The 26994-nt window shown below is 71.5% G+C and carries 24 protein-coding genes; 13 read left to right on the top strand and 11 right to left on the bottom strand.

The genetic code is table 11. The annotated features are described in order from the left end of the window. Positions 1-15 precede the first annotated feature (15 nt). Positions 16-1188 (top strand): SLC13 family permease, encoded by a 1173-nt coding sequence (locus ACFMQL_RS28320; RefSeq protein WP_364054575.1) that lies wholly within the window; start codon positions 16-18, stop codon positions 1186-1188. Positions 1189-1200: 12 nt separating this feature from the next. On the opposite strand, the gene ACFMQL_RS28325 is transcribed toward ACFMQL_RS28320, so the two are convergent. Genes ACFMQL_RS28325 through ACFMQL_RS28335 form a run of 3 tightly spaced genes read right to left on the bottom strand, consistent with a single transcriptional unit; the run spans position 1201 to position 3666 of the window. Then, positions 1201-2001, bottom strand: coding sequence for an inositol monophosphatase family protein (locus ACFMQL_RS28325; RefSeq protein WP_364054572.1), 801 nt, complete (start codon positions 1999-2001; stop codon positions 1201-1203). 13 nt (positions 2002-2014) lie between these two features. Beyond that, positions 2015-2632 carry a hypothetical protein gene (locus ACFMQL_RS28330; protein WP_364054569.1) on the bottom strand — a complete coding sequence of 206 codons (618 nt, stop codon included), beginning with the start codon at positions 2630-2632 and terminating at the stop codon, positions 2015-2017. Continuing rightward, complete coding sequence (locus tag ACFMQL_RS28335; protein WP_364054566.1) at positions 2629-3666, bottom strand: hypothetical protein; 1038 nt, start codon at positions 3664-3666, stop codon at positions 2629-2631. Before ACFMQL_RS28335 ends, ACFMQL_RS28330 begins: the two co-directional genes overlap by 4 nt. Before the next feature lie 199 nt (positions 3667-3865). Between ACFMQL_RS28335 and ACFMQL_RS28340 the strand changes: the two genes are divergently transcribed. After that, a complete protein-coding gene (locus ACFMQL_RS28340; protein ID WP_378787842.1) occupies positions 3866-4657 on the top strand; it encodes a class I SAM-dependent methyltransferase in 792 nt (263 codons plus the stop codon). A 6-nt stretch (positions 4658-4663) separates the two neighbouring features. Here ACFMQL_RS28340 and ACFMQL_RS28345 read toward each other — a convergent pair whose 3' ends face one another. From ACFMQL_RS28345 to ACFMQL_RS28355, 3 genes are read right to left on the bottom strand one after another with little or no spacing between them, the layout of a single operon-like run. Beyond that, entirely contained in the window at positions 4664-5437 is a 774-nt protein-coding gene (locus ACFMQL_RS28345) for a sporulation protein (RefSeq protein ID WP_364054560.1), read from the bottom strand. 10 nt (positions 5438-5447) lie between these two features. Then, entirely contained in the window at positions 5448-6695 is a 1248-nt protein-coding gene (locus ACFMQL_RS28350; protein ID WP_378787844.1) for an SPFH domain-containing protein, read from the bottom strand. Continuing rightward, the gene (locus tag ACFMQL_RS28355; RefSeq protein WP_378787845.1) at positions 6695-8347 is read right to left on the bottom strand and encodes an SPFH domain-containing protein; all 1653 of its coding nucleotides are present in this window, start codon (positions 8345-8347) and stop codon (positions 6695-6697) included. The genes ACFMQL_RS28350 and ACFMQL_RS28355 overlap by 1 nt, the downstream gene beginning before the upstream one ends. A 245-nt stretch (positions 8348-8592) precedes the next feature. Between ACFMQL_RS28355 and uvrB the strand changes: the two genes are divergently transcribed. Together uvrB and ACFMQL_RS28365 are read left to right on the top strand one after the other, a co-directional pair. Then, positions 8593-10701 carry an excinuclease ABC subunit UvrB gene (gene uvrB, locus ACFMQL_RS28360; RefSeq protein ID WP_364054552.1) on the top strand — a complete coding sequence of 703 codons (2109 nt, stop codon included), beginning with the start codon at positions 8593-8595 and terminating at the stop codon, positions 10699-10701. A gap of 825 nt (positions 10702-11526) precedes the next feature. Further along, the gene (locus tag ACFMQL_RS28365; protein WP_378787847.1) at positions 11527-12162 is read left to right on the top strand and encodes a PepSY domain-containing protein; all 636 of its coding nucleotides are present in this window, start codon (positions 11527-11529) and stop codon (positions 12160-12162) included. A gap of 471 nt (positions 12163-12633) precedes the next feature. On the opposite strand, the gene ACFMQL_RS28370 is transcribed toward ACFMQL_RS28365, so the two are convergent. Continuing rightward, positions 12634-13179, bottom strand: a complete 546-nt coding sequence (locus tag ACFMQL_RS28370; RefSeq protein ID WP_364054547.1) for a PadR family transcriptional regulator — start codon at positions 13177-13179, stop codon at positions 12634-12636. 58 nt (positions 13180-13237) lie between these two features. Between ACFMQL_RS28370 and ACFMQL_RS28375 the strand changes: the two genes are divergently transcribed. After that, positions 13238-14005: an alpha/beta hydrolase gene (locus ACFMQL_RS28375; RefSeq protein WP_364054544.1), complete on the top strand. Its 768-nt coding sequence runs from the start codon at positions 13238-13240 to the stop codon at positions 14003-14005. An 89-nt stretch (positions 14006-14094) separates the two neighbouring features. Here the strand turns inward: ACFMQL_RS28375 and ACFMQL_RS28380 are convergent, their stop codons facing one another. Next, a complete protein-coding gene (locus ACFMQL_RS28380; protein ID WP_364054541.1) occupies positions 14095-14700 on the bottom strand; it encodes a hypothetical protein in 606 nt (201 codons plus the stop codon). A gap of 195 nt (positions 14701-14895) precedes the next feature. Between ACFMQL_RS28380 and ACFMQL_RS28385 the strand changes: the two genes are divergently transcribed. Beyond that, on the top strand, positions 14896-15696 hold the full coding sequence (locus tag ACFMQL_RS28385) for an alpha/beta fold hydrolase (RefSeq protein WP_378787849.1): 801 nt from the start codon (positions 14896-14898) through the stop codon (positions 15694-15696). Positions 15697-15791: 95 nt separating this feature from the next. On the opposite strand, the gene ACFMQL_RS28390 is transcribed toward ACFMQL_RS28385, so the two are convergent. The 3 genes from ACFMQL_RS28390 to ACFMQL_RS28400 all read right to left on the bottom strand — a co-directional run bounded on the left by ACFMQL_RS28390 (position 15792) and on the right by ACFMQL_RS28400 (position 18343). After that, positions 15792-16397, bottom strand: a complete 606-nt coding sequence (locus tag ACFMQL_RS28390; RefSeq protein WP_364054535.1) for a DUF4126 domain-containing protein — start codon at positions 16395-16397, stop codon at positions 15792-15794. Between the two features lie 211 nt (positions 16398-16608). Continuing rightward, the gene (locus ACFMQL_RS28395; protein ID WP_364054532.1) at positions 16609-17736 is read right to left on the bottom strand and encodes a nitronate monooxygenase family protein; all 1128 of its coding nucleotides are present in this window, start codon (positions 17734-17736) and stop codon (positions 16609-16611) included. Between the two features lie 163 nt (positions 17737-17899). Then, a complete protein-coding gene (locus tag ACFMQL_RS28400; RefSeq protein WP_378787852.1) occupies positions 17900-18343 on the bottom strand; it encodes an acyltransferase in 444 nt (147 codons plus the stop codon). Positions 18344-18656: 313 nt separating this feature from the next. On the opposite strand from ACFMQL_RS28400, the gene ACFMQL_RS28405 reads away from it, so the two are divergent. The 7 genes from ACFMQL_RS28405 (at position 18657) to ACFMQL_RS28435 (ending at position 26994) form a co-directional block, all read left to right on the top strand. Continuing rightward, positions 18657-20324, top strand: coding sequence for a CTP synthase (locus ACFMQL_RS28405; protein WP_364054526.1), 1668 nt, complete (start codon positions 18657-18659; stop codon positions 20322-20324). Further along, positions 20321-20953 carry an NUDIX domain-containing protein gene (locus ACFMQL_RS28410; RefSeq protein WP_378787854.1) on the top strand — a complete coding sequence of 211 codons (633 nt, stop codon included), beginning with the start codon at positions 20321-20323 and terminating at the stop codon, positions 20951-20953. Before ACFMQL_RS28405 ends, ACFMQL_RS28410 begins: the two co-directional genes overlap by 4 nt. A gap of 15 nt (positions 20954-20968) precedes the next feature. Then, positions 20969-21874 (top strand): site-specific tyrosine recombinase XerD, encoded by a 906-nt coding sequence (locus tag ACFMQL_RS28415; protein WP_378787856.1) that lies wholly within the window; start codon positions 20969-20971, stop codon positions 21872-21874. 117 nt (positions 21875-21991) lie between these two features. Continuing rightward, on the top strand, positions 21992-22933 hold the full coding sequence (locus ACFMQL_RS28420; protein ID WP_364054517.1) for a ParA family protein: 942 nt from the start codon (positions 21992-21994) through the stop codon (positions 22931-22933). Further along, positions 22930-23748 (top strand): segregation/condensation protein A, encoded by an 819-nt coding sequence (locus ACFMQL_RS28425; protein WP_364054514.1) that lies wholly within the window; start codon positions 22930-22932, stop codon positions 23746-23748. Before ACFMQL_RS28420 ends, ACFMQL_RS28425 begins: the two co-directional genes overlap by 4 nt. A gap of 1099 nt (positions 23749-24847) precedes the next feature. Then, positions 24848-25381 (top strand): SMC-Scp complex subunit ScpB, encoded by a 534-nt coding sequence (gene scpB / locus ACFMQL_RS28430; protein WP_378790218.1) that lies wholly within the window; start codon positions 24848-24850, stop codon positions 25379-25381. After that, positions 25378-26994 (top strand): pseudouridine synthase, encoded by a 1617-nt coding sequence (locus tag ACFMQL_RS28435; RefSeq protein ID WP_378787859.1) that lies wholly within the window; start codon positions 25378-25380, stop codon positions 26992-26994. Before scpB ends, ACFMQL_RS28435 begins: the two co-directional genes overlap by 4 nt.

Genomic DNA, 26994 nt, shown 5'->3' on the forward strand with positions numbered 1-26994 from the left:
TGCGATCATCGTCAGGTGTTGCGGCGTCTTGGCGTACTCGACTGGATCAGGATCGGGCTGCTGATTCTGGGGCTGGTCTTCGTGGCGACCGGGTTGCTGCCGTGGGAGGCGGCCGTCGAGAGCCTGAGCGAGATCGGGCCGCTGCTGGTCTTCCTGGTGGCGATCATCGTGGTGGCCGAGCTGACCAAGGAGGCGCAGGTCTTCGACGCGATCGCGGCGAGGATGGCGGTGCTCGGCCGCGGCAACTATGCCGCGCTCTTCCTCCTCTGCACGGCCTTCGCGTCCCTCGTCACGATCTTCCTGAACCTGGACACGACGGCCGTCCTGCTCACCCCCGTGATGCTGGCCCTGGCGCCCCGCGCGCGCATCGCCGCGCTGCCTTTAGCCATGACAACGATCTGGCTGGCCAACACCGCGAGCCTGCTGCTGCCGGTCTCCAACCTGACGAACCTCCTCGGCATGACCAAGATCGGTCTTACCACGCAGGAGTTCGCCGCCCGCATGTGGGCGCCCCAGCTCGCCGCGATCGCGGTGACGATGGCGTTCCTGTGGGTGTTCTTCTGGCGCAGGGGCGAGCGGCGCGATCTGCGCTACGTCCCACCGGTGCTGGAGCCGGTGGCCGACCGGGTGCTGTTCGCGACGGCGGCGGCCGGCTGCCTGCTGTTCATCGTGCTGCTGCTGCTCGGCGCGCACGTCGCGGTGGCGGCCGTGGCGGCGGCGGTCATCGTCGTGGCCGCGTTCCTGGTGCGCGCCCGCGAGCGGCTGAGGTGGAGCCTGATCCCGTGGCAGCTCATCATCTTCGTGACCGGGCTGTTCCTGGTGGTGCCCACGCTCAGCGGCAACGGCCTGTCGGCACTGATGACCTGGCTGATCGGCACCGACGACGATCCGCTGCGCATCGCCGCCGTGGGGGCCGGGCTGGCCAACCTGATCAACAATCTGCCGGCGTACAAGGCGGTCGAGATCGTCATCCCGGCCGTCCAGCAGGACCACCTGCTGGCGCTGCTGGCCGGCACCAACGTCGGCCCGGTCATCACGCCGTGGGCGTCGCTCGCCACGCTGCTGTGGTTCGAGTCGTGCCGCCGCCACGACGTGACCGTGCCGATGCCGCGCTTCCTGCTCACCGGCGCCGGCCTCGCCGTCGTGGGTACGGCGGCGACGGTGTGGGCGCTGGTCGCGTTCGGCTGATCGTTCAGGCCGTCACTGGAGCAGCGCGAGCAGGCCGGGCAGGGCGCGCGGATGCGCGGCCACGTAGCTGCGCTCATCGGCCGCGCCCTGGATGCGCTCGTCGTACGGGCCGCCGTCCAGCGCCCTGATCTCGATGCCCGCCTCCTGCGCGAGCAGCGCGCCCGCCGGCAGGTCCACCACCCCGGTGCGGTAGCCCACGATGCCGTCGATGTCGCCGCGGGCCAGCATCGCCCACGACAGCAGCGGCGTCCACAGCTGCAGCACCCGGCGGGCGTGGAGGTCGAGCGCCGACTTCAGCCTGAGCACGGTCGCGTCGTCCCTGGCGATGCCGTAGCCCTGGATCCAGGCCAGCAGCGGCCCGTGCGGGCTCGGCGCGTACGGCGCGGACAGCCGCCGGCCTGACGACGCCAGCGCGCCCCTGCCTTTGATGGCCGACCACGTCTGCGCCGAGACCGGGTCGTGCACCACGCCGAGCTGCGGCCGGCCGGCCCGGCACAGCGCCACCCCCACCACGTACGCGGGCAGCCCGATGGCGATGTTGTTGGTGCCGTCGAGCGGATCGACCAGCCACGTCCACTCGCAGCCCGCCGCGCCGTTCAGCCCCGACTCCTCGGCGATCACCGCGTGCGACGGGAACGCCGTCAGGATCCGCTCAAGCAGCAGCTTCTCCGACGCGAGGTCGAGGTCGGTCACCACGTCTCCGGCGTCGCCCTTGGCGTGCACCCGCAGGCTGCGCCGCGTGCCCTCCCGGATCAGCGCCCCCGCGGCCTCGGCGGCTTCGACGGCGACCGTGCGAGCGTGGTCCAGGTCCATCGGCGTTGCCCTCTCAGGTCAGATGCGCGGTGATCAGGCGGACGGCCAGCGCCGTCTCCTCGGCGTCCAGCGGCTGCCTCGCCACGTGGTGGGCGCCGCCGTCAAGCGGGCCCAGCGACAGGTCGCGGGCGCCCGGCCTGCCACGGCCGAGCGCGATGGTGGCCGCCTCACCATCTTCGGGCACGACGCTGCTGTGGAAGCGGTCGGCGGCCAGCGTGTACGTGTCGCCGGGGCCGAAGACCTCCACCAGCCCCGTCGCATGGCGCACGGTGCGCCCGGTGGGAGAGATGCGGTCGCCGTCGGCGCCGCTGACCACCTCGTAGACGCGGTGGGTGGCGTCGGCTCCCGCGTCGGTGACGACCACGTGCACGTTGCGCACCTGGCCGTAGAGCACGTGACTGACCAGGTCCCAGCTGTGGCAGTGGATCTGCGAGGTGGTCACCTCGGCGTGGGCGAGCGAACCGGACCACACGTGCAGGCACACGCCGTCGCCGCCGTCGCGCTCGATCGGCAGGCAGACGAACCCGAGCGGATGACGCACCGCGGTCAGGCCCGGCCGCGACAGCTCCTCCAAGGCCCACGCCCTGGCGCGCCCCTCGTCGACCAGCCGCCGCACCCCTTCGATGCTCATCCGTACGGGTCCACGGCACGCAGCGCCTTGCGCGCGATGTCGACGACGTCGCGCCCGTTGTAGGACTTGGGCAAGGGCAGCCCCACGCGCTCGAACAGCTCCTGCACCTCCTCGATCGTGGGCTCGTCGCTCAGCGGCACCTTCCGGTACATCTCCAGCGGCACCCGCCGCGCCTGCTCGAAGCTGAGCCGCAGCTCGGTGTCGCAGTTCTCGTAGTAGAAGGTGTCCCTGAGCGCCGTCATGGCCTTGTTGGGGTCTTCGACCGTCATGATGACGCGGCTCGACGACAGGTCCCAGCGGAAAGTGGTCATCGTGGACGACAGGGCCACCCCGATGTCGAGCAGGCCGTAACGCTGGCGGTGCCAGAAGGCGGCCAGCACGGTCGCGTACGACTCCTTCCTGACCCGGTCGGTCGTCCACGTCTCGCCGGTGCCGTCGGGGGCGTCGGACAGCGAGCGGCGGTAGTGGGCGTACGTCTCGCACACCTCCAGGTCGGAGGGGTCGATGACCTCGATGCGCACGGTGAGGTGGCGCTTGTCCTTGCGGGCGGCGGCCACGCACTGCGGCAGCGTGACGGCCCGCAGGTAGGTGCCGGTGCCGCCCTTGAAGATCCACCGGGTGGTGTCGCGCCTGGCCTCGGCGTGGCACTGCGCGATCTCCTGCCTGCTGCCCAGCACGCGGACGAGCTGCAGCGCGTCGAGGGCGTGCCGGGTGCTGTGGGCCAGCGTCTCGATCTCCTCCAGGCGGGCCAGCCTGATCGGCAGCTCGGCCAGCGCGCCCGAGGTGATCGTCTTCTCCACGGGGGCCTGGCGGGCGCGGTCGCGCAGCAGCGCGGTGGCCACCAGCGCCATGATCACCAGGGCCGACGCGTTCACGAGCTGCGTCTGGATCTCGTTGCCGTCTTCGCCGAAGAGCTCCGGCGGCAGGATGCCGAGCACGCCCACCACGAAGGCAAGCCCGAGCGCGATGGCGCCGTCGGCGTTGCGCGCCCCCCACAGGGCGGTCCTGCGCATCGCCGCCTTGAACCGTCCCATGCGCCCCGCCCCGCCGTCTCATGATCAGTCAGTGCCTGTCGTCATGGTAACGATCGCACCATGGCACTGCCAGCTCGCGCAAAGGCGCGAAACCCCTACTGCGCCGGGGATTCCGTGCCGGGGTTCTGGCCTCGGGCCGGGGCTTCGCGCCGGGGATAATCGCTCGCCTCGCCCGCGGGGCGGCGCTGAGGATCGCGCCATGATCACCGATCCCGTCCTCATGGCCTACTACGAGCGCGGCGGCGAGCGTACCCGGCTGCGCGAGGGACGCGGCCGGCTGGAGTACTGGCGCACGCGCGACGTCCTGCGCCGCACCCTGCCCCCGGCCCCGGCCCGCGTGCTCGACGTGGGCGGCGGCACCGGCGTGCACGCCGAGTGGCCGGCCGAAGAGGGCTACGAGGTCGAGGTGATCGACCCGGTGCCGCTGCACGTGGCCGAGGCGGGCGAGCTGCCCGGCGTGACGGCGCGCCTCGGCGACGCCCGCGACCTGCCGGTCCCCGACGGCGAGGCCGACGCGGTGCTGCTGCTCGGCCCGCTCTACCACCTGCCCGAGCGCGACGACCGGCTGCGCGCGCTGCGCGAGGCCCGCCGCGCCGCCAAGCCGGGCGGGGTGATCGCCGCCGCCTTCATCAGCCGGTACGCCGCACTCCACGACACCGTGCACCTCGGCATCTACCCGCAGGGCGCGTGGCGCTTCGCCGTGCACACCTCGCTCGAGACCGGCCTCCTGATCACCGGGGAGGGCGCGGGGAGCGGGTTCCGCGCCTACCTGCACGACCCCGACGACATCCCCGGCGAGTTCGCCGACGCCGGGCTGCCCGAGCCGCGGCGTTACGGCCTGGAGGGCGCCTTCTGGCTCTACGGCGACGTCAACGACTGGCTGGACGACGAAGGGCGGCGCGAGCTGCTGCTCGACGCCGCCCGTCGGGTGGAGTCCGTGCCGTCGCTGCTGGGGGTCAGCGGCCACCTGCTCGCGGTGGCACGGCTCTAGGACGCGCTAGAACCAGCCCCTGCGCCGGGCCATCGCCTCCAGCCCGCGCTGCAACGCCGCGTCCGCCGCCTGCGGCGGGTCGTCATAGCGCACGGTGAAGCGGTTGTACGCATCGTGGCCGGAGGTCAGGAAGCCGCCCTTCTTGTCGGCCTCCAGGATGACGTCCATCTGGTGCGGCCCGGCGATGAACGTCAGCTCCAGCTCGTTGAAGCGGCGCCGCCACTCGCCTCCCGCGTAGTACTCGATCTCCTGGAAGAACGGCATCGTCGAGCCGTACAGCGTGCCGCGCTCCAGGTCGGCGCCCTTGAACCGGAAGCCCATCCGGTCCAGCGCCGCGAGCACGTGGTTCTGGGCCGGCAGCGGGCTGACGTACAGCGGGTCGAGGTCGCCCTTGTCGAGCGCGCCCGCCAGCGCCAGCTCCGTGTGCACGCCCAGCTTCATGCCGTGCAGCGGATGCCCGCCCACCGCGCTGATCGGGGTCTCCCACGGGATCGGGACCTCGAACGGGTGCTGGTGCTGCGCGCCCGCCGCGAGCTGGAACGTCCCGGCGACCTGCGTGCGCTGGAAGCTGTAGCTCGTCTTGTACTCGCTGTCGCCCGACTCGACCTCGACCACGGCCGTGAGGTCGATGTAGATGCCCTCGACCTTGTAGTCGGACTTGCCGCCACGGAAGTGGACGACGCCGCGCAGCAGCTCGCCCGGCCGTACGTCCCTGCCGGTCAGCACCGTGTCGACCTCGACGCCCGCGCCGAAAGCGGCCATCAGTTTGCGGAACACCATGGAGGTTCTCCTAAGCGGAAGCGGAAGGTGTGTGGCCGTTCACGTTTGCCGACCCGGCTCCCGAGATGCGGGGGAGGAGCTGGGCGAGCAGGAGGGTGCTGAGCGCGGAGTCCGACTGGCCCTGCTGGGTGCGCACGACCAGCGGCTGCGGCGCGTTCTCCGCGAGCTTGGCGCCCACGTCGAGGCGCCTGCGGGCCAGCTCGTACTGCAGCACGGCCCGGTTGTCCCGGTACGACTCGGCCAGCCGCCGCAGCGCCTTGGCCTCGTTCTCGGCGGCGGTCAGCTCGGCCCTGCCGCGCGCCTCGATCTCCCACGTCACCCGCTGCGCCTCGGTCTCCTGCTCCTCCAGCATGCGCGCCACGTCCTTGCGCGCGGTGTTGTAGGCGGCCTTGACCTCGACCACGCGGGCGTCACGCGTCTTCTTCGAGCGCTCGATCTCCATCAGCAGCGTGTCGATGCGGCGCTTGCGGGTCAGCTCCCACTCGCGCTCGTAGGCCGACATCTCCTTGGCGACCTTCTCGCGGGTGGCCAGGTGCTGCTGGTACTGGTCGGGAAGCTGCACGTCGGGGATGTTGGCGCCGGTGATGCGCACGCCATAGCGGCCGAGCTGGCGGTTGAGCGCGTCCTGCATGTCGCCGACGTCGGAGCCGCGCAGGTCGTACGCCCGCTCGGTGTGGACCTTGCGGCTGCGCTGCCTGATGGCGTCCTGCACGGCGCTGGAGAGCACCAGGTCGAAGTTGCTCGCCCCGATGGTGCGGACGAACGCGACCGGGTCCACGATCCGGAACTTCAGGAAGAACTCGATCGACTTCAGCGGCACGTTCTCGGCCGTGGGGCAGGCCACGATCGGCGCCGAGTACGGGATCTCCGTCGAGGTGTCCACCACCGCGTCCACCCGGTCCCACGGCAGCCACAGGTAGTGGCGGCCCGGCGGGAGGGTGCCGGTGATGGCGCCCCAGCGGCTGCGCACGCCGGTCGTGCCCTCCTCGATCTCGATGATCGCCTTGCGCCACACCGTGAGCAGCGCGAGCAGCAGGAACACCAGCGCGGCGAGCGCCGCGATGAGCGTCAGGTCGGTGAGCACGGCCATGCCGGCGAAGTAGATCGCCAGGAACACCAGCGTCATCCACGCGAAGCCGCGCCGGTCCTTGGGGATGACGACCGGCACGAGCTGGCCCTGCTCGCCGCCGCGCAGGAGCTGGCGGATCTCACTCCAGGAGGCCAGCGACTCCTTGATCTTCGAGAATTCCCTGCTCATCAGATGGCACTCCCAGGCTCTCCGTGGTGCGGGCCGTTCGGCAGCAGCCGCTCCACCGTGCGTTCGAGGTCGGCGTCGGACACCTGCGCCTGCGGCGGCGTGGGCGGTGGCGGCTCCTCCACGTCGGCCGCGGCCTTCTGCAGCAGACCGGCGATCTCGGCCTCACGGGCGCGGACGCGCGCCGCGATCTCGTCGAGCCTGCCGCGGATGGCGGCCATGTCCTCCTCGGAGAACAGCGCCGCGTCCTTGCCGCCCACGAGCTGCTGGGCCAGGGCCAGGAAGTCGATCTCGGTCTCGTCGCCCACCTGCACCACCTGGGGCAGCCTGGCGGCGACGGACTCCAGCTTGTTCAACAGGTCCTGCTGGAAGCGGTAGTCGAGGATCTCGGGCGCCTCGGCGGCCGACAGCGCCCTGATGTCCAGCGCCTGCGCCTCCAGGAGCGCGGCGTTGGCGTTCGCCTTGGACTCCGCCTCGATGAGGCGCTGCCTGGCCTGCGCGGTCGCCTGGTGGGTGGCGCGTTCGAGCGCGGTGTCCATACGGGCCTGGTAGCTCGCGATCTCCGCCTGGATGGCGCTCAGCGTCTCCTGCAGCCCGGCCAGCTCCTTGACCAGGTCACCCTCGTTCTGCTCCTTGCGCAGCTGGAGCTCGTACTCGTAGGTGTAGGCCTCCTTGGCGACGCGCACCATCTCGGGCGCGGCCAGGTCCATGCGGTACTCCTGGCTGGACGGCTCGGCGTGCGTGATGTTGACGTCGGTGAGCCGTACGGCGGGCAGGAACTGCTGGTTGAGGCTCTCCAGCATGCCGACCGTGCTCTCGCCGACGAGGTCGTAGATCTCCTCGGCCCGCTGGGCGTAGATCAGGGAGCGGGTGACCTCGCTGATGGCGTTCTGCAGCTTGGACTGAAAGCCGCTGACCGAGCCGAGCACGAAGATGAACTCGGCCGGGTTCTCGATCCTGAACTGCAGGAACAGGTCCACGCTCGCCTTGACGCCCTGCTGCGTGGGCGCCTCGCTGATCGGGGCGTTGAACGGGTACTCGCGCGTGGTGTTGACGATGTAGCTGACCCGCTTCCACGGGTTGAACAGCGTCACCCGCCCGGGGTCGGCGATGTGCACGAGCTTGCCGAACTGCGTGATGAGCGCCTTGCAGCCCTCGGGCACCATCACCACGCTGCGCCGCCACCACAGGAACGCGGCGGCGAGCACCAGCACGATCCAGTAGTGGAGGCCGAAGAGCACCTCGGCGTTGGGGATGATGTTGCCGAGCGCGCCGATGAGGCCGAGCACCACCAGGACGCTCAGCGGCACGACCACCTTGGCGGTGCTGCCCTTGGGGATCACCACCGGGGAGATGACGTGCATCCCGTTCTCGGTCCAGCTGCGGTTGACGATCTCGCCGGCCTCGTTCAGCGAGGCGGTCCTCGCCTCGATCGAGGTCCCCAGCGACTGACCGCCGTCGCGGGCCGCGGCGAAGTCGTGCGGATTCAGCGCGAAGCCCTGGCCGGGCTGACCGCCTTGGTTCGGCATCGCTCCGGCCTGACCGGCCATCTGTCCCACGGCCTGTCCGACGGCCTGGCGGACGTCACCCCCTTGGGCCACCGCCTGGGCTACGCCCCGTCCTGCCTGGATCAGTGCCTCTCTGGGTCGTGACATCGAACCTTCCTTTTCCGCTACAGGCGGATTCGACCGTATCGGGTATGGCTTACGGTTCGCTTGCAATGTGATGCCATATGGGTATTGCTGGCTGTAGCGGAGGGGCGACCGACGGCGATCATGGACACCGATCGCGGCGCCGCATCCCCTGCCCGCCAAGGGATCGCGGCGCGCCATCGCCGCCGGCGCCCGGGTGGGCTTCCGGCCTGACTTTTTCTGTCAGTCGGGCCGCCTACAGTGGCAACATGCGACCGGTCACTGATTTGCAGCGGAAGGTGGCGCCGTTCAAGGTCGTCACCGAGATGACTCCATCAGGCGACCAGCCGACGGCCATCGCCGAGCTGGAGCGCCGCATCAAGGCCGGGGAGAAGGACAGCGTCCTGCTCGGCGCCACCGGCACGGGCAAGACCGCCACCATCGCGTGGCTGATCGAGCGGCTGCAGCGGCCCACCCTGGTCATGCAGCCCAACAAGACGCTCGCCGCGCAGTTCGCCAACGAGCTGCGCGAGATGCTGCCCAACAACGCGGTCGAATACTTCGTCTCCTACTACGACTACTACCAGCCGGAGGCGTACGTCCCGCAGAGCGACACCTACATCGAGAAGGACTCGTCGATCAACGACGAGGTCGAGCGGCTGCGCCACTCGGCCACCAACTCGCTGCTCACCCGCCGCGACACCGTCGTGGTCGCATCGGTGTCGTGCATCTACGGCCTCGGCACGCCGCAGGAATACGTCGACCGCATGACCCGCCTGCGCGTCGGCATGGACATCGACCGCGACCAGCTCCTGCGCCGCCTGGTCGACATGCAGTACACCCGCAACGACATGGCCTTCACCCGCGGCACGTTCCGGGTGCGCGGCGACACCATCGAGATCATCCCGAAGTACGAAGAGCTCGCCGTCCGCATCGAGATGTTCGGCGACGAGATCGAGAAGCTCTCGACCATGCACCCGCTCACCGGCGAGGTCATCACCGAGGACGAAGAGCTCTACATCTTCCCCGCCTCCCACTACGTCGCGGGCGAGGAGCGCATGGCGGCCGCCATCGCGGGCATCGAGGCCGAGCTGGCCGAGCGGCTGGCCGAGCTGGAGCGGCAGGGCAAGCTGCTGGAGGCCCAGCGGCTGCGCATGCGCACCACGTACGACATCGAGATGATGCGCCAGATCGGCACCTGCAACGGCATCGAGAACTACTCGCGCCACATGGACGGCCGCGAGCCGGGCAGCGCGCCCAACACGCTGCTCGACTACTTCCCAGAAGACTTCCTGCTGGTCCTCGACGAGTCCCACCAGACCGTCCCGCAGATCGGCGCCATGTACGAAGGCGATGCCTCCCGCAAGCGCACGCTGGTCGAGCACGGCTTCCGGCTTCCGTCGGCGCTCGACAACCGGCCGCTGAAGTGGGAGGAGTTCCTGGAGCGCATCGGCCAGACCGTCTACCTGTCGGCGACGCCGGGGCCGTACGAGCTGGGGCGGGTCAAGGGCGAGGTCGTCGAGCAGGTCATCCGCCCGACCGGCCTGGTCGATCCGGAGATCGTGGTCAAGCCCACCAAGGGCCAGATCGACGACCTGGTCCACGAGATCCGCGAGCGCGCCGAGCGCGACGAGCGCGTGCTGGTCACCACGCTGACGAAGAAGATGGCCGAAGACCTCACCGACTACCTGCTGGAGCTCGGCATCCGGGTCCGCTACCTCCACAGCGAGGTCGACACGCTGCGCCGCATCGAGCTGCTGCGCGAGCTGCGCACCGGCGAGTTCGACGTGCTGGTCGGCATCAACCTCCTGCGCGAGGGCCTCGACCTGCCCGAGGTGTCGCTGGTGGCCATCCTCGACGCCGACAAGGAGGGCTTCCTGCGGTCGGAGACGTCGCTGATCCAGACCATCGGCCGCGCCGCCCGAAACGTGTCGGGCCAGGTCCACATGTACGCCGACAAGATCACCCCGTCCATGGAGCGGGCGATCGACGAGACCAACCGGCGCCGGGCCAAGCAGATCGCCTACAACGAGGCCCACGGCATCGACCCGCAGCCGCTGCGGAAGAAGATCGCCGACATCCTCGACTCGCTGCAGCGCGAAGACGCCGACACCCAGCAGCTCATGGGCGGCGGTCGCCAGCAGTCCCGCGGCAAGGCCCCGGTGCCCGGCCTCAGCGCCCGCCAGGCCGGCCAGCACGCCAAGGCCATCGCGGGCGAGATGCCGCGCGCGCAGATGGAGTCCCTCATCGAGTCGCTGACCGAGCAGATGCACCAGGCGGCGGCCGACCTGCAGTTCGAGGTGGCGGCGCGGCTGCGCGACGAGATCAAGGAGCTCAAGCGCGAGCTGCGCGACATGCGCGAGGCGGGGGTCGAGTAGGGGGCGCGCCGCTCCGGGGGCGACGGGCACGGGCATGCCGCCGTCGCCGGGCCTGGCACCGTCGCCGGGCCTGGCACCGTTGCCGGGCCTGGCATCGTCGCCGGGCACAACCCTGCGCGACGCCTCCGCTTCAGCACCCGCCGCACCCGGCTCCCGCTGTAGTCGGCTTCCGCCGCGCTCACGGCCTGGTGTGCTTGTGCTCGCCGCGCTCACGGCCTGGTGTGCCGGTGCTCGCCGCGCTCATCGCCTGGTGTGCCGGTGCTCGCCGCGCTCATCGCCTGGTGTGCTCGTGCTCGCCACGCTCATCGCCGGGCGTGCTTGTGGCTGCCACGCTCATCGCCGGGCGTGTGCGCGCCCGCCGTACACCGCGCCCACCGCGCTGAACGCCGGCCGCGCTCGGCACACGCCGCGCTCGGCACCCGCCGCAGCCGGTACCCGCCCGGCGAAGGTGCTGTACCCAGCGAAGGCGCCGTGCCCCTCAGGGTTTGGACCCGCGATGGGGCGGTCTGATGAGGGCGCTGTGTCCGGCGACGGGGCGTGTCTGTGATGACGTGCGTATCCGGCGGCGGTGGTGCGCCTGGTGACGGATGGCGGCGTGCCCGGCGAAGGCGCTGTGCCCCTGAGGGCCTTGGGCCCGCGATGGCGGCGGGCCCGGTGACAGCGGGGTGTCTGGCGAAGGGCTGCTGGCGAGGACGGCGTGCCTGGTGAGGGTGGTGTTCCCGGCGACGGGGGCGTGTCCGGCGGCGGGGTGGGCGCAGCGGCAGACGCGTTCCGGTGGCCTGACCTGGGCGAATGCTTTACCTTCTGGCGGGCAGCGTCCAGGGTATGAACAAGTCGATCATCGGTGCCCTGGTCGGCGCCACGGTGCTCGCAGGGGGCTGCGGGGCGGTGACGAGCGAGGCCGAGCGGCTGGCCGTACGGTCGTCGCCGACCCTCGGCACGCCCACGGCCGAAAGCACCGACATGCCGATCAGCCCTGGCACCGCCACGCCGGACGGCAGCCCCGGCACGCCGGGCTCCGCCCAGCAGAGCCTGGAGGAGTTGAAGCAGGCCGGGCAGGCGGCGCTGGCGGCCGTACCCGGCTCCAAGGTGATCTCCATGGAGGCCGAGGAGAACGGCAGCCGCTGGGAGGTCCAGGTCGTCGGCAAAGACGGCACGGAGTACCAGCTCGACGTGGAGGGCGGCAAGGTCGTGACCGGCCCGACCAGCGAACAGGACGACGCCGACGACAAGGCCGAGCTCCGCGACCGGGTGGCCGCGGCCAAGCTCGACTACGCCCAGGCCGCCGACAAGATCACCGCCGCGGTGCCCGAGGGGCGCATCACGGAGCTGGCGCTGGACGACGAGCGGGACAAGACCGTCTGGGAGTCCGACGTCGTCACGACTGACGGCGCCAAGCACGAGGTCACCATCGACGCCGCCACCGGCGACGTCATCCGCACCAGCCCCTCCCCGTCCTGACCCTTCACTTCGAGAACCCCTCCCGGGCCGCCGCGCACCGACCACCCCGAGCGTGGTGGCGGCCCACCCCCCGCACCTCGCACAACCAGTGGCCGTCCGCTTACTTGGCTCGCAACGGCCGGCTCAGTGCTCGCACGCCATACGCCCGCCCGCCGTCTCTCCCGGCTTGCGGCGGCCTGTCCTGCTCTTCAGGCGGTTTGTAGCGCCGGCTTCGTGCCTCGCACGGCTCGCGGCCGCTCCGTTGTCGTGGCTTGCGGTGGCGCGCCCCGCGCTTGTGCGGCTTGTAGCTGACCGCCCTGCGGTTTGCGGGGTTCGGCTGGGGCTGGGGAGCGCGATCGGCGGTAGGCCGTCCCCTTGCTTCGCGGCGGGTGCGCCGAATAACACGCGTGTGCCGATGCGCCGTGTCTGGCTGACCGGGGGACCGGCTGTGCTGTGTCCCCGCTGCGGGCGGGCCGCGGCGTCCTGGCGTGTTCAGCTGGGCGGGGTTTCGCCGGGCGTTTCCAGGGCGGCGAGGGTGGTGTGGAGCCAGGCCAGTTCGGCTTGGCTGGTGGCGTGGGCGATGGTGAGCAGGCCCTGGCGGAACGGGTCGGGGAACTCCTCGGCGGCCATCGGCCGGTCGCCGTCGTAGAAGAAGCTGGTCGGCTCCTCCAGGAAGGCGAGCCGCCGCCGCAGCACCGCCGCCTGCTCCTTCGGCTCCCCGAGGTGTCTCAGGAACGCCAGCAGCGTGAACCACCGGTTCTCGTCGCTGATGTCGAGGTCGGCGGGCTCGCGCAGCCGGCGTTCGAGCTCGGCCTGCCCCTCCGGCGTCAGGTAGAGCATGCGGCGGGGCGCCGCGGCCACACCGGGCTCGTCCTTCCTGAGCACCCAGCCGGCGTCGGCCAGGCGCTTGATCGCGGGGTAGAGGGTGCCGTCGGCGATCGGGCGTACGTGGCCCATCAGGGCGGCCACACGCGTACGCAGGTCGTATCCGTGCAACGGCTGATCCCTCAGGAATCCCAGGATGGCCAGCTCCAGCATGCCCCGATTATATATCGGGTTCGATATATATTGGCTTCGATACATGAGGAGGGCTGTCATGCACGATGCCATCGTTCATCCCAGCGGCGCCCGCATGCGCTGGGTCGAGCTGCCGGGCGGGGAGCCGGCCCGCGTGTACGTCCACGGCCTCGGCGCCACGTCGGCCCCCTACTACGCGGAGGTCGCGGCGCACCCGGCGCTGCCGCGCCGCCGTTCCCTCCTCATCGACCTGCTCGGGTTCGGCATCAGCGACCGCCCGCAGGACTTCTCGTACACGCTGGAGGCCCACGCCGACGCGCTCGCCGAGGCGCTGCGCAAGGCGGGTGTGGCGGGCGCGGCGGTGATCGCGCACAGCATGGGCGGGGCCGTCGCCATCGTGGCGGCGGCGCGGCATCCCGGCCTGGTGGCCGACCTGATCCTGGTGGACGCCAACCTCGACCCCTATCCGGTGACGCCCCCGCGCCCGGGCACCAGCGGCATCGCCGCCTACGGCGAGGAGGAGTTCGTGTCGGGCGGCTGGAAGGAGGTGCGCGACCGGGTGGGGCCGCACTGGTGGTCCACGATGCGCCTGGCCGACCTGCGCGGCCTGCACCGTACGGCGGTCAGCCTGGCCCAGGGCACCACGCCGACCATGCGCGAGCTGCTGATCGGGCTGACCGCCATTCCGCGTGCCTTCCTCTTTCCCGAGGGTGACGAGCCGGACGGGGCCGGGGAGCTGCGGGCGGCCGGGGTGCGGGTGCTGGGCATCCCGGAGTCTGGGCACAACATCATGCTCGACAATCCGGAGGCGTTCGCGCGTACTCTCGCGACCCTGCTGCCCTCCTGATGATCCTTTTCGGGCGCTCGCCCAGGGGCCTCTGCGCAGGTCTCGGGCGCTCGCCCAAGGACCTGTGCGCAGGTCTCGGGTGCGGCCCGTCAGGGGAGGTCTTTGCGCTCCTGCATCGTGCGGCGATACAGATCGTCGATCTCGTCGAGCGGGTCGGGGGCGGGGCGGCGGGCCTCGATCTCCAGGTCGGTGCGCTGGGTGAGGTCGGCGATGCCGGCCCCGGTGTGCTGGACCTGGTTGCTCAGCAGGTCGGCGCGGATGCGGGCGCACATGGCGGTCAGCGTGGCCTGGTGCCGGCGCAGGCGGTCGAGCGTGGCGTGATCGACGTACGGGGACATGCGGCGCTGCTGCGCGTACATGCCGAGCTGCTGGTCGTGGACGTCGGCCTGCGCGGTGAGGTCGGCCAGCAGCCGGGGCAGCTCGCCGAGCCCCCAGCCCTGGCGCTGGGCCTGTTCGACGGCCTGGCGGGTGAGCGAGACCTCGCGACGCAGGTCGAGCCGGAGACGCTCCACCTCGGCGGCGTCGCCCGTGCCCATGGCGTTGACGTGGGTCGTGATGCGGGCGGTGGCCTCCTTGGCCTTGACCGCGGCCTTCTTGGCCAGCTTGACGATCAGGAAGATGCCGAGGCCGCCGAGGAACAGGAGGAACGCCAGGATCACCAGTACGACGATGAGGAACTCGCTGATCGTTGCCACCTCCTGTTGGCGCTGCTGCTTTGAAGGATAGTGCGCGCGGGCGGTTCAGGGGCGGGGCGCGTGACGGCGTACCCGAGCAAGCTCTTGATCGGGCCCGGACGCTGTGCTGACATGGCGGCAGGGATCACGCTCGCGAAGGGCGGGCCGGCATGGGCGGCGGGCGAGACGCCGCTGCTGCGGAGGGTCGGAGGCTAGGTGCCGTACGCGCAGGTCGAGCCGGGCGTCCGGCTCTTCTACACCGACGACGGCGAGGCGGGCGGCGAGCCGCCGCTGCTGCTCGTGCACGGCTGGGGCGCCGACTCCCACCAGTGGTCGTGGCACATCGACGCGCTGTCCGCCGGGCACCGCGTCATCGCGGTGGATCTGCGCGGCCACGGCTACTCGTCGGTCCCCGAGACCGGGAACACGCCGCGTGCGATGGCCGAGGACCTTGAGGTCATGCTCGGCCGCCTCGGCATCCCGCAGGTGGTGGCGGTCGGCCACTCCATGGGGGCGCAGGTGGTCTCGATCCTGGCCGTCGAGCATCCCCAGCGCGTACGGGCACTCGTCACCCTCGACCCCGGCTACGGCATGAGCGCCGAGATCGCCGCCGGCTTCCCCGGGATGATCGCGGCCCTGCGCGGCGAGCGCCCGCACGAGGCCGCCGAGCGCATCGACGAGTGGTGCACGAACGCCGGCACCCCCGCCCTCATCAGGCGCTGGCACAAGCGCCGCCTGTACGGCATGCCGCCGCACGTGCTGGCGCAGGCGTTCGAGGCCATGTTCGTCAGCGGGGACGCGATCGGGGTGCGCCCGGCCAGCGACGACTATCTCGCACGCAGGCGCTGCCCGGTGCTGTCGATCTGGGCGGACCCCGGGCGCGCGCAGTGGGAGAGCGGGCTGCTCAAGGACCCGACCTCGGCGGTGCTGTGCTGGGAGGGCGCGAGCCACCGGCTGCACGAGGAGCGGCCCGAGGCGTTCGTGCACGCGGTGGAGGGCTGGCTGCGCCGCCTCTGACCGCCCACGCGCCGGGCCGGGCGGGGCGGAAAGCCGCGGCCGGGCGGGGTGGAGAGCCGCGGCCGGGCGGGGTGGAGAGCCGCGGCCGGGCGGGGTCACAGGGGCGGGCCGGTACGCGCCTCCCTCTTGCGGGCGCGCGCCCGCCGTACCCGCCGGATCAGCAGGAAGGCGAGCACGGCGAGCACCAGCAGCGCGACCAGCACCAGCACGGGCGCGAACACCGCGACCAGGCTCATCCCGATGGAGCCCGCGTCCTCGGCGGTGCTCAGCACCGGCGCGCCGAACCCGGCCGTGCCCGCGTTGACCACCGGACGGACGAGCGCCTTGACCGCGTGTACGGCCAGCGCCGCCACGATGCCGATCAGCCACCCGGCCCAGGGGTGCTCGCTCATCCAGGCCGAGCGTTCGAACTCGGCGGCGGCGTTGGTGGCGGAGAAGACCACGCCGCCGGACGCAGGGCGGATCACGGTCTGGATGGTGTCGTTGACGCTGTCGATCGCGGGCACCTTGTCCAGCACCAGCTCGGCGATCAGCAGCACGGCGATGATCGCGAGCACGCCCCAGTTCGACAGCCAGGAGTAGCCGTCCGGCAGGCGTACGGCGTCGGTGAAGTTGGCGAGCACACCCACGATGAGGAGGGGGATGTAGGCGTTGAGGCCGGCCGCCGTGGACAGCCCCAAACCGGTCAGAGCGGCGAGCATCCCCCTAGTCTGCCCTGGCGGCCTCGTCCATGAGGTCCCGAAGACCGGGGTCGGTGACTTCGGTCAGCGCCCGGTCGAGCGGCCGGGCGCGGGCGATCTTGTGGCGCAGGCGTCGTTGTCGCACGGGACGGTGCCCTCGTCCCTGACGGCCAGGCACGCCCTGATGCGGTCCGCGACGGGGATGGAGCCGAGGTGGCGGGGCGGCAGCCGGTCACTCCGCTGTGAGCCTGCCCAGGCGCTCGACCGCCTCGCCGAACTCGCTGATCATGTCGTACACCACGTCCCTGGCCGGGCGTACCTGGTCGAGCTGGCCGACGACCTGCCCGACGAAGTAGTTGACCAGCTCGATCGCGCCGGGCTCGCCCTTCTCCGCCGCCGCGCCGATCCGCGCCATCGCGCCCTCGGCGAGCAGCAGCTGCAGCGGCATGCCCAGCGGTCCCGGGCTCTCCTCGGCGCCGTCCCACTCCTCGGTCCAGGCGGACTTGAGCTGGCGGGCGGGCTTTCCCGTACGGGAGCGCGAGCGCACCGTGTCCAGCGACGAGGCCGCGAGCAGCTTCCGCTTGACCGCGGGCGACGTCTCGGCCTCCTCGGTCGTCAGCCAGACCGAGCCGCACCACACGCCCTCCGCGCCGAGCGCCATGGCCGCCGCCATCTGCCGCCCGGACGCGATGCCGCCCGCGGCCAGCACGGGAACGGGCGCGACCGCGTCCACGACCTGCGGCACCAGCACCATCGTGGAGACGTCGCCGGTGTGGCCGCCCGCCTCCGTGCCCTGCGCCACGATGATGTCGGCCCCGGCGGCGATCTGCCTGCGCGCGTGCTCGACGGTGCCCACCAGGGCCGCCACCGGCACGCCCGCCTCCCTGGCTCTGGTCACCATCTCGGGCGGCGGCGGCCCCAGGGCGCTGGCGATGAGGCCGATGCGGTGCTTGAGCGCCACGTCGATCAGTCCCGTCGCGCCGGCCGCGGTCACCCGCCTGCCCATCTCGTCGGCGGTCGCGCCCATCGGCCTGACGGGCGTGCTGACGCCGTACTTGGTCATCAAGTGCGTGATGAAGTCGCGGTGCCGGTCGGGCACGGCGTCCATGAGGTGCGCGCGCCGGTCGTGGGCCGAGGCGTCGATCGTGCCGGGGACGAGCACGTCCACCCCGTACGGCCGGCCGCCCACCTGCTCGTCCAGCCACGTCAGCTCGGTGTCGAGCTGCTCGGGAGAGTACGCGACCGCGCCCAGCACCCCGAACCCGCCCGCGTTCGTGACGGCCGCCACCACGTCACGGCAGTGGCTGAAGGCGAACAACGGGAACTCGATCCCTAAACGCTCACATATCGCGGTCCGCATGCACCGACGCTAACCGTCAGAAGCTTGTTCGGTCCATCCCCGGAACCGCCGTCGCGTGCGGGGCTGGGGTGCGGTGGGCAGGGGGTTCGGCGTGCGGGACCGCGAGTGACGGGCGCGACGGCGGACCGGGCCTCAGCGCGTAGGGCCGGAAGCGCTGCGGTGCTCAGCGCATGGTGGCGTCCTGCGTGACAGGCGTGTGCCAGCCAAGCTCGGGCGAATAGCCGCGGACCCGCCTGGCCGGCACCCCGGCGACCACGCTGTGATCGGGGAACTCACCGCGCACCACCGCGCCGCCCGCGACCACGCACTGGCGGCCCAGCGTGGTGCCGGGCAGGATGATCGCGCCCGCGCCCAGCCAGGAGCCCGAGCCGATCGAGACCGGGCTGTTGCGCGGCCACTGCCGCCCGATCGGCACGTCGGGGTCGTCGTAGACGTGGTTCTGGTCGGTGATGTAGACGTACGGGCCGGTGAAGACGTGGTCGCCGATGTCGATGGACTGGTGCGCGACGATGTGCGAGCCCCGGCCGATCGAGCAGCCGCCGCCGATGCGCAGGATGGAGTCGGGGCCGAGGTCGTGACCGGGCACCATGCCGCACGACAGCGACACCCGCTCACCGACGAGCGTGTGATCGCCGATCTCGATCCACTCCTCGCCGAAGATCGCGCCAGGGGGAAGGCGATGCTGACGCCGTCACCGATACGCCGGAATCGGTAGCCCGATGGCGTGGACGGGGTGATCGCTCCGGCATGGCGGATCGCCGCGTACGTACGGTGAATCAACGCCCCCAAAGCCCGCCGAACGAGTGACATAGGGACCAAAGTTACCGCTAGGTCAAGCCGTTCGGGCATGTGAAGGGCGTTGTTTGATATCCTGAGAGCCCGTGGACATTCCGACCACACCTCGAGCCACGGGAGCCCCTTTGCGCAGCGCATCGCAAACCAAGCATCTGTTCGTCACCGGCGGTGTCGCCTCCAGTCTCGGCAAGGGGCTCACGGCATCCAGCCTCGGTCGCCTTCTCAAGGGGCGCGGTCTCAGGGTCACCATGCAGAAGCTCGACCCTTATCTCAACGTCGACCCCGGGACCATGAACCCGTTCCAGCACGGTGAGGTGTTCGTCACCGAGGACGGCGCGGAGACCGACCTCGACATCGGTCACTACGAGCGCTTCCTCGACACCGATCTCCACGGCTCGGCCAACGTCACCACCGGCCAGGTCTACTCCAACGTGATCGCCAAGGAGCGGCGGGGCGAATACCTGGGCGACACCGTGCAGGTCATCCCCCACATCACCAACGAGATCAAGGACCGCATCCGGGGCATGGCCGGTCCTGACGTGGACGTGGTCATCACCGAGGTGGGCGGCACGGTCGGCGACATCGAGTCCCAGCCGTTCCTCGAGGCCGTGCGCCAGATCCGGCACGAGGTGGGCCGCGACAACGTGTTCTTCCTGCACGTGTCGCTGCTGCCGTACATCGGGCCGTCGGGCGAGCTCAAGACCAAGCCGACCCAGCACAGCGTGGCAGCGCTGCGCAGCATCGGCATCCAGCCCGACGCGATCGTGCTGCGCTCCGACCGTCCGGTGCAGACCGCGATCAAGCGCAAGATCAGCCTGATGTGCGACGTCGACGAGGACGCGGTCGTCTCCGCCGTCGACGCGGCCTCCATCTACGACATCCCGAAGGTGCTCCACGCCGAGGGCCTCGACGCGTACGTCGTGCGCCGGCTCGGCCTGCCCTTCCGCGACGTCGACTGGACGGAGTGGGAGCAGCTCCTGCGCCGGGTGCACCGCCCGGCCAAGGAGGTCACGATCGCGCTGGTCGGCAAGTACATCGACCTGCCGGACGCGTACCTGTCGGTCACCGAGGCGCTGCGCGCCGGCGGCTTCGCCAACGACGCCCGCGTCAACATCCGCTGGGTCAAGAGCGACGACTGCGAGACCCCCGAGGGCGCAGAGCGCGAGCTCGACGGCGTCGACGGCGTGCTGATCCCCGGAGGCTTCGGCGTGCGCGGCATCGAGGGCAAGATCGGCGCCATCCGCCACGCCCGCGAGAACAAGATCCCGCTGCTCGGCATCTGCCTCGGCATGCAGGGCATGGTCATCGAGGCCGCGCGCAACCTGGCCGGGCTCGAGAACGCCAACTCCTCCGAGTTCGACCCCGACACCAAGCACCCGGTCATCTCCACCATGGCCGACCAGGAAGACGTCATCGCCGGCGAGCGCGACATGGGCGGCACCATGCGGCTCGGCAGCTACACCGCCAAGCTCGGCGAGGGCACGCTGGCCCGGGAGCTGTACGGCGGCAAGGCCAAGGCCGACGAGCGCCACCGCCACCGCTACGAGGTCAACAACGCCTACCGCGAGCGGCTCGAGCAGGTCGGCCTGGTCTTCTCCGGCCTGTCGCCCGACGGCCGGCTGGTCGAGTACACCGAGCTGCCCACCGACGTCCACCCGTTCTTCATCGGCACCCAGGCGCACCCCGAGTTCAAGTCGCGGCCGACCCGGGCCAACCCGATGTTCAAGGGCCTGATCGCCGCCGCGCTCGTCTACGCCGACAGCCGCGTCGGCAGCGCCAAGGTGCACCCGTGAGCGGGCGCCCCGACGGCCCGCTGATCGCCGACACGCCCGAGTCGTGGGACGTCGTCGAAACGCGTCATCGCTTCAAGGGCCACATCATCGACGTCGTCACCGACACCGTCAGGATGCCCCGCGACGAGGTCGCCGAGCGCGACTACGTCGTCCACCCGGGTGCCGTGGCCGCGCTCGCACTCGACGAGCACGACCGCGTCCTGCTCATCAGGCAGTACCGCCACCCCACCCGCCACCTGATGTGGGAGCTGCCCGCGGGGATCCGCGACGTGGAGGGCGAGCCGCTGGTCGAGACCGCCGCGCGCGAGCTCGCCGAGGAGGCCGGCGACCGCGCCGAGACCTGGCACACCCTGGCCGACCTGCGCTCGTCGCCCGGCATGACCGACGAGCGGGTCAGGGTGTTCCTGGCGCGCGGCCTGACCAAGATCCCTGACGAGGAGAACGACTTCGTCCAGCGGCACGAGGAGATCGGCATGCCGGTCGAATGGGTGCCGCTGGCCGACGCGGTCGAGAAGGTCCTCCAGGGAATGATCCACAATTCCACGGCCGTGGCCGGTATCCTCGCCGCGTACGCGGCTTCGGCTGAGGGGTTCGCCCGGTTGCGCCCCGCCGACGCCCCGGAGGCGTGACGGAAGGACCTGTTCGTGGAGGCGGTGCTCTCCAGCTACCTCGCCCATCTCGCGGTAGAACGTGGTCTGGCTGCCAACACGCTCGCGTCCTACCGCCGTGACCTGCAACGCTACGTCGAGCATCTCCGGGCGCGCGGCCGCCTGGCGCTCGACGAGGTGGGGGAGGCCGACGTCCAGGCCTTCCTCGCCGCGCTGCGCGAGGGCGACGGCGAGCATCCCGCCCTCGTGGCCAGCTCCGCCGCCCGCGCCGTCTCCGCCGTGCGCGGGCTGCACCGCTTCGCCCTGCGCGAAGGCGTCACGGCGCACGACCCCGCCCATGAGGTGCGCCCGCCGCGCCGGCTGCGCCGCCTGCCCAAGGCGATCGGCGTGGACGAGGTCGAGCGGCTCATCGCCGCCTCAGGCCCCGACGGGGCCCCTCTGACGCTGCGCAACCGCGCCCTGCTCGAAGTGCTCTACGGCACCGGCGCGCGCATCTCCGAGGCCGTCGGGCTGGCCGTGGACGACCTCGAGGACGACCAGGTGCGCCTGCACGGCAAGGGCGGCCGCACGCGGATCGTGCCGCTCGGCCGCTACGCGCGCGCCGCGCTGGACGCGTACCTGGTGCGGGCCAGGCCCGGGCTGCTCGCCCACGGGCGCGGCACCTCCGCCGTCTTCCTCAACGCCCGCGGCGGCCGTCTGACCCGGCAGGGCGCCTGGGAGGTGCTGCAGGCCGCCGCCGAACGAGCCGGACTCGACGGGATAAGTCCCCACGTACTCCGGCATTCCTTTGCAACTCACCTTTTGGACGGCGGGGCGGACGTTAGGGTTGTGCAGGAGCTGCTCGGCCACGCCTCGGTGACGACCACCCAGGTCTACACCCTGGTCACGGTCGACAAGCTCCGCGAGGTCTACGCCGCCGCGCATCCGCGTGCCCGGCAGTGATCTATAGTCTTTTGGGACGTGCGCCGCCCACGGCGTGCCGCCTTGCCGCGTTAAGTGGCGACGCCATAGTGTCCGTCCGGACGGTCCGGTTCGGGATCGTCAGGGAGGTTCGAGCTGGTGACTGTGACGACCAACGGTTCGACCCCGGGGACCCCCGACAACCCCTGGGGCGACACCAAGACCAACGCGCCCTCCAACGGCGTCAATTTGGGCCCGACGCAGCGGCCCAGACCCGTGTTCCCCGAGCCGGTGCCTCCCACGGTGCACGGCCCGGCGCGCGTGGTTGCGATGGTCAACCAGAAGGGCGGCGTGGGCAAGACCACCACGACCATCAACCTCGGCGCCGCGCTCGTCGAATACGGCCTCAAGGTCCTGCTGGTCGACTTCGACCCGCAGGGCGCGCTCTCCGTCGGGCTCGGCATCAATCCGCTGCAGCTCGACCTCACGGTCTACAACCTGCTCATGGAGCGCGGGGTCACCGCGGAAGACGTCCTGCTGCAGACCGGCGTCGAGGGCCTCGACCTGCTGCCGAGCAACATCGACCTGTCCGCGGCCGAGGTGCAGCTCGTCACCGAGGTCGCCCGCGAGCAGGTGCTGAGCCGGGTCATCAAGCCGCTGCTGCCCCACTACGACGTCTGCCTCATCGACTGCCAGCCGTCGCTCGGCCTGCTCACCATCAACGCCCTCACCGCCGCCCACGGCGTCATGGTGCCGCTGGAGTGCGAGTTCTTCGCGCTGCGCGGTGTCGCCCTGCTCATGGACACCATCTCCAAGGTGCAGGAGCGGCTCAACGAGGGCCTGGAGCTCGAGGGCCTGCTCGCCACCATGTACGACGCCCGTACCCTGCACGGCCGCGAGGTGCTGGCCCGCGTCGTGGAGGCGTTCGGCGACAAGGTGTTCCACACCGTGATCAACCGTACGGTGCGCTTCCCCGACGCCACCGTGGCAGGCGAGCCGATCACGACGTTCGACCCGTCCTCGCTCGGCGCAAACGCCTACCGTGAGCTGGCCCGAGAGGTGCTCTCGCGCTGGCGCGCGCCTGCCACAATGGCCAGGTGACCGAAGAGCAGACCGAGCCCCAAGGCTTCCAGGTCCACCTGGACGTCTTCGAAGGACCCTTCGACCTGCTCCTCGGCCTCATCGCCAAGCACAAGCTCGACATCACCGAGGTCTCGCTCTCCAAGGTCACCGACGAGTTCATCGCCTACATCCGCTCGCGTGGGCCGGAGTGGGACCTCGACCAGACCAGCCACTTCCTGCTGGTCGCGGCGACCCTCCTCGACCTCAAGGCGGCCAGGCTGCTGCCGTCCGGCGAGGTCGAGGACGAAGAGGACCTGGCGCTGCTGGAGGCCAGAGACCTGCTGTTCGCGCGGCTCCTGCAGTACAAGGCGTACAAGGAAGTCGCGAAGATCTTCGCCGCGCGGATGGCCGAGGAGTCCCTGCGCTACCCGCGTACGGTGCCGATGGAGCCGCAGTTCGCCAACCTGCTGCCCGAGCTGGTGCTCGGCATCGGGCCCGAGCAGCTCGCGAAGATCGCGGCCAAGGCGTTCACCCCCAAGCTGCCGCCCACCGTGAGCACCGGCCACATCTACCAGCCGCTCGCCAGCGTCAAGGAGCAGGCCGCCATCCTGGTGAGCCACCTGCGCCGGCTGCGGCGGGCCACGTTCCGCGCGCTGACCGCCGACTGCCAGGGCACGTTCGAGGTCATCGCGCGCTTCCTCGCCGTGCTCGAGCTGTTCCGCGAGTCGGCGGTGACGTTCGAGCAGGTCGAGCCGCTCGGCGAGCTGCACGTGACCTGGACGGGCACCGACGACGGCGAGGTCGCGGTGGGGGACGACTACGAGGAATCGGCGGAGAAAGCGACCCATGACTGACGACAACCGGCTGCCCGGCCCGCGCCGCTCGCCCGACTCCGAGCCGCCGCTGCCCGCCTGGATGACCCTCCCGGGCTCCCTGGCCCAGCCGGGCGCCCCCCGCCTCGAGGACCCCGACCTCCTCCCGCCCATCACGGGTGCGGAGAACACGGCGTCGGCGGGCCCGGATCCCGCCGTCGCGGAGACCGACGAGACGGAGGCACGCGAGGCGGGCGCGCGCGAGACTGACACGCGGCAGACCGCCGACACGGACGCCCGCGACGCGGGGTCTGGCGGCGTGGACGCGCGCGGCGAGGCCGCCGACACGGGCACCCGCGCGGCGGGTGCCGCCGTGGCGGAGGATGCGCCGCGACCCGCTGAGGACACGCAAGGGGCCGAGCCGCCCGCGCCTGGCCTGGGCGCGTCGCGGCAGGGCGCGCATGAGGCCGCAGGAAGCGCCGACGTCGGGGGCCGGGAGGCCGCAGGAAGTGCCGTCCTCGGAGGCCGGGAGGCGCTGGGCGACGCCGTGAAGGCGCCCGAGGAGCCGACGGTCCCTGCGACGCCGGAGCCTGCAACAACGGCGTCAGCACCTGCCACGGCGGCTGGATCACCTGCCACGGGGGCTGGATCGCCCGCTAGCGGGGCCGGATCGTCCGCCCCGGTGGCTGGATTGTCCACCGAAGCGCCGGAGGGCTCCGCTGACGGAGGGCTCGGCACCGACGCAACGGCGGTCGGGGGTGACGGCGAGGTTCGTGCCGCAGCGTCGGCGGTTTCCGGAAGCGGCGAGCTTTCCGGCGCGGCGCCGGAGGCTTCGGGCGGCGGCACGGTCGGTGCCGCGCTGCTGGCGGGCTCCGGCGACGAGCCCTTTGGCGCGGTGGCGCTGCCCTCCGGTGACGGTGAGCCTTCCGGCGCGGTGCCGGTGCCTTCGGCCGCCGGTGAGGCCTTCCTTGAGACGAGTGCCAGGGGTGAGGCTGATGGGGCCGCCACCAGCGCTTCGGGCTCCGAGCGGCGGAATGGGGCCCGGGGAGACGGCGCTTCGGCGGCGGCAGGCGCGGGAGAAGGCGACGCTGAGGGGCGTGAGGACGAGGGCGTCGGCGGGGGCTCTGAGGAGGGGCCGTCGTTGGAGGCGGCGCTTGAGGCTATCCTGATGGTGGTCGACGAGCCGGTCGCCGAAGTGACGCTGGCTCAAGTGCTGGAGCGGCCGACGCACGAGGTGGCCGCTGCGTTGCGCGCGCTCGCGGCGGAATACACCGCCGCAGGGCGGGGTTTTGATTTGCGAGAAGTCGCGGGCGGCTGGCGTTTCTACACGCGCGCCGAGTGCGCGCCTATGGTCGAGCGGTTCGTACGCGACGGCCAGCAGACGCGGCTCACCCAGGCCGCTCTGGAGACACTCGCGGTCGTTGCCTACCGGCAACCGGTGAGCCGTGCCCGCGTCGCCGCGGTGCGCGGCGTCAACAGCGACGGCGTCATGCGGACGCTCGTCGCCAGGGGGCTGGTCGAGGAGGCCGGCACCGACCCGGAGAGCCAGGCAGTGCTCTACCGGACAAGCTCATACTTCCTTGAACGTCTGGGACTGCGGGACCTGAGCGAGCTCCCCGAGCTCGCGCCTTTCCTCCCCGACGACGTGGAAAATCTCGAGGAGACGACAAAGTGATCAACAGGCGTAGCACCCCGTCCGGTGATGGACGCGGTCGTGGACGTGCCGGCGGCTCCGGCCGTGGCGGGCGTCCCGCCTTCCGCTCCGGTGACACCCGCGGCGGCGGCACGCGTGGAGGGGATTCCCGCGGTGCCCGCGGCGGCCGGGGCGACTTCCGTGACGACGACTTCCGCGGCCAGGACGACTTCCGTGGCCGTCCGTCGCGCGACTCCCTGCGCGCCGACCGTAGCGGCACCCGCGCCCGGTACGGCCGCAGCGACAGGACCGACAGGTTCGACAGGTTCGACACGGGCGAGCGTTACGAGCGCGGCGAGCGGTTCCGCGACGAGGGCCGGGACGGTCACCGGTCCGGCCGGCGCGACGACCGTTATGACGACCGCTATGACGACTGGCGCGGCGACGACCGTGACGACCGCCGTGACGACCGGCGCGACGAGCGCGGCCCGAGCGTGTTCAGGGCCGGACGCGGCGGACGGCGCGAGGACGTCGCCCCCAAGCCCGTGACCTCCACCCGCGCCCGCTACGGCCGGCGTGACGACGATGACAGGCCGGGCCGGCGCGACTGGGCCGACCGCCCCGAGCGCGACCGCGACGAGTACGGCGGCCGCCAGGAGCGCTCCGGCAGGCGCGACCGGTCCGAGAGCGTGCGCAGCGGCCGCGGCGGCCGTCCCGCGACGCGTACCGGGCGCAGGGACACCGGGCGCAGGGACACCGGGCGCAGGGACACCGGGCGCAGGGACGTCGTGCAGACCATCGGCGGCAGCAGCCGGCGCGGCGGCTCCGGCAGCCCGCAGCGCGACCGCGTCAAGGCGGCCCGCCAGCCGATCCGCGACCGCGACTTCTACCCCGAGGGCTACACCGACGAGCGCGACACCACCGAGGTCCCCGACGGCGTACGCCTGCAGAAGGTGCTCGCCCAGGCGGGCGTGGCCAGCCGCAGGGCCTGCGAGGAGATGATCGGCGAGGGCCGCGTCACCGTGGACGGCCAGGTGGTGCGCAGGTTCGGCGCCAAGGTCGACCCGGCCAAGCAGGTCATCCACGTCGACGGCAGGCGCATCCCGACCGCGCCCGACCTCGTCTACTACGCGCTGAACAAGCCCATCGGCGTCGTGTCCACCATGAACGACCCGCAGGGCCGGCCGTGCCTGGCCGACTACGTCGAGGACCTGGCGCCTCGGCTGTTCCACGTGGGGCGGCTCGACACCGAGACCGAGGGCCTGCTGCTGCTCACCAACGACGGCGAGCTGGCCAACCGGCTGACGCACCCCAGCTACGGCGTGCCGAAGAAGTACTGGGCCAAGGTGCCGGGCCCGATCCCGCGCAGCCTCGCCCGCAGGCTCAAGGAGGGCGTCGAGCTGGAGGACGGCATCGTCAGGGTCGACTCGTTCTCGGTGGTGCAGGAGCACGGCCAGCAGGCGCTGGTCGAGGTGGTGCTGCACGAGGGCCGCAAGCACGTGGTCAGGCGGCTGCTCGAAGCGGTCGGCCACCGGGTGATCGATCTGGCCAGGATCGAGTTCGGCCCGGTGAAGCTGGGCCGGACGAAGCCTGGCACGGTCAGGGCGCTGACGCTGAAGGAAGTCGGCGACCTGTACGCGGCGGTGAAGCTGTAA

Source organism: Nonomuraea fastidiosa (assembly GCF_042751225.1).
Lineage (GTDB): Bacteria > Actinomycetota > Actinomycetes > Streptosporangiales > Streptosporangiaceae > Nonomuraea > Nonomuraea fastidiosa.

Coding starts and splice junctions, on each gene's coding strand:
- ACFMQL_RS28325 (WP_364054572.1), bottom strand. CDS start 2,001: ATGGACCTGGACCACGCTCGCACGGTCGCCGTCGAAGCCGCCGAGGCC.
- ACFMQL_RS28330 (WP_364054569.1), bottom strand. CDS start 2,632: ATGAGCATCGAAGGGGTGCGGCGGCTGGTCGACGAGGGGCGCGCCAGG.
- ACFMQL_RS28335 (WP_364054566.1), bottom strand. CDS start 3,666: ATGGGACGGTTCAAGGCGGCGATGCGCAGGACCGCCCTGTGGGGGGCG.
- ACFMQL_RS28340 (WP_378787842.1), top strand. CDS start 3,866: ATGATCACCGATCCCGTCCTCATGGCCTACTACGAGCGCGGCGGCGAG.
- ACFMQL_RS28345 (WP_364054560.1), bottom strand. CDS start 5,437: ATGGTGTTCCGCAAACTGATGGCCGCTTTCGGCGCGGGCGTCGAGGTC.
- ACFMQL_RS28350 (WP_378787844.1), bottom strand. CDS start 6,695: ATGAGCAGGGAATTCTCGAAGATCAAGGAGTCGCTGGCCTCCTGGAGT.
- ACFMQL_RS28355 (WP_378787845.1), bottom strand. CDS start 8,347: ATGTCACGACCCAGAGAGGCACTGATCCAGGCAGGACGGGGCGTAGCC.
- uvrB (WP_364054552.1), top strand. CDS start 8,593: ATGCGACCGGTCACTGATTTGCAGCGGAAGGTGGCGCCGTTCAAGGTC.
- ACFMQL_RS28365 (WP_378787847.1), top strand. CDS start 11,527: ATGAACAAGTCGATCATCGGTGCCCTGGTCGGCGCCACGGTGCTCGCA.
- ACFMQL_RS28370 (WP_364054547.1), bottom strand. CDS start 13,179: ATGCTGGAGCTGGCCATCCTGGGATTCCTGAGGGATCAGCCGTTGCAC.
- ACFMQL_RS28375 (WP_364054544.1), top strand. CDS start 13,238: ATGCACGATGCCATCGTTCATCCCAGCGGCGCCCGCATGCGCTGGGTC.
- ACFMQL_RS28390 (WP_364054535.1), bottom strand. CDS start 16,397: ATGCTCGCCGCTCTGACCGGTTTGGGGCTGTCCACGGCGGCCGGCCTC.
- ACFMQL_RS28395 (WP_364054532.1), bottom strand. CDS start 17,736: ATGCGGACCGCGATATGTGAGCGTTTAGGGATCGAGTTCCCGTTGTTC.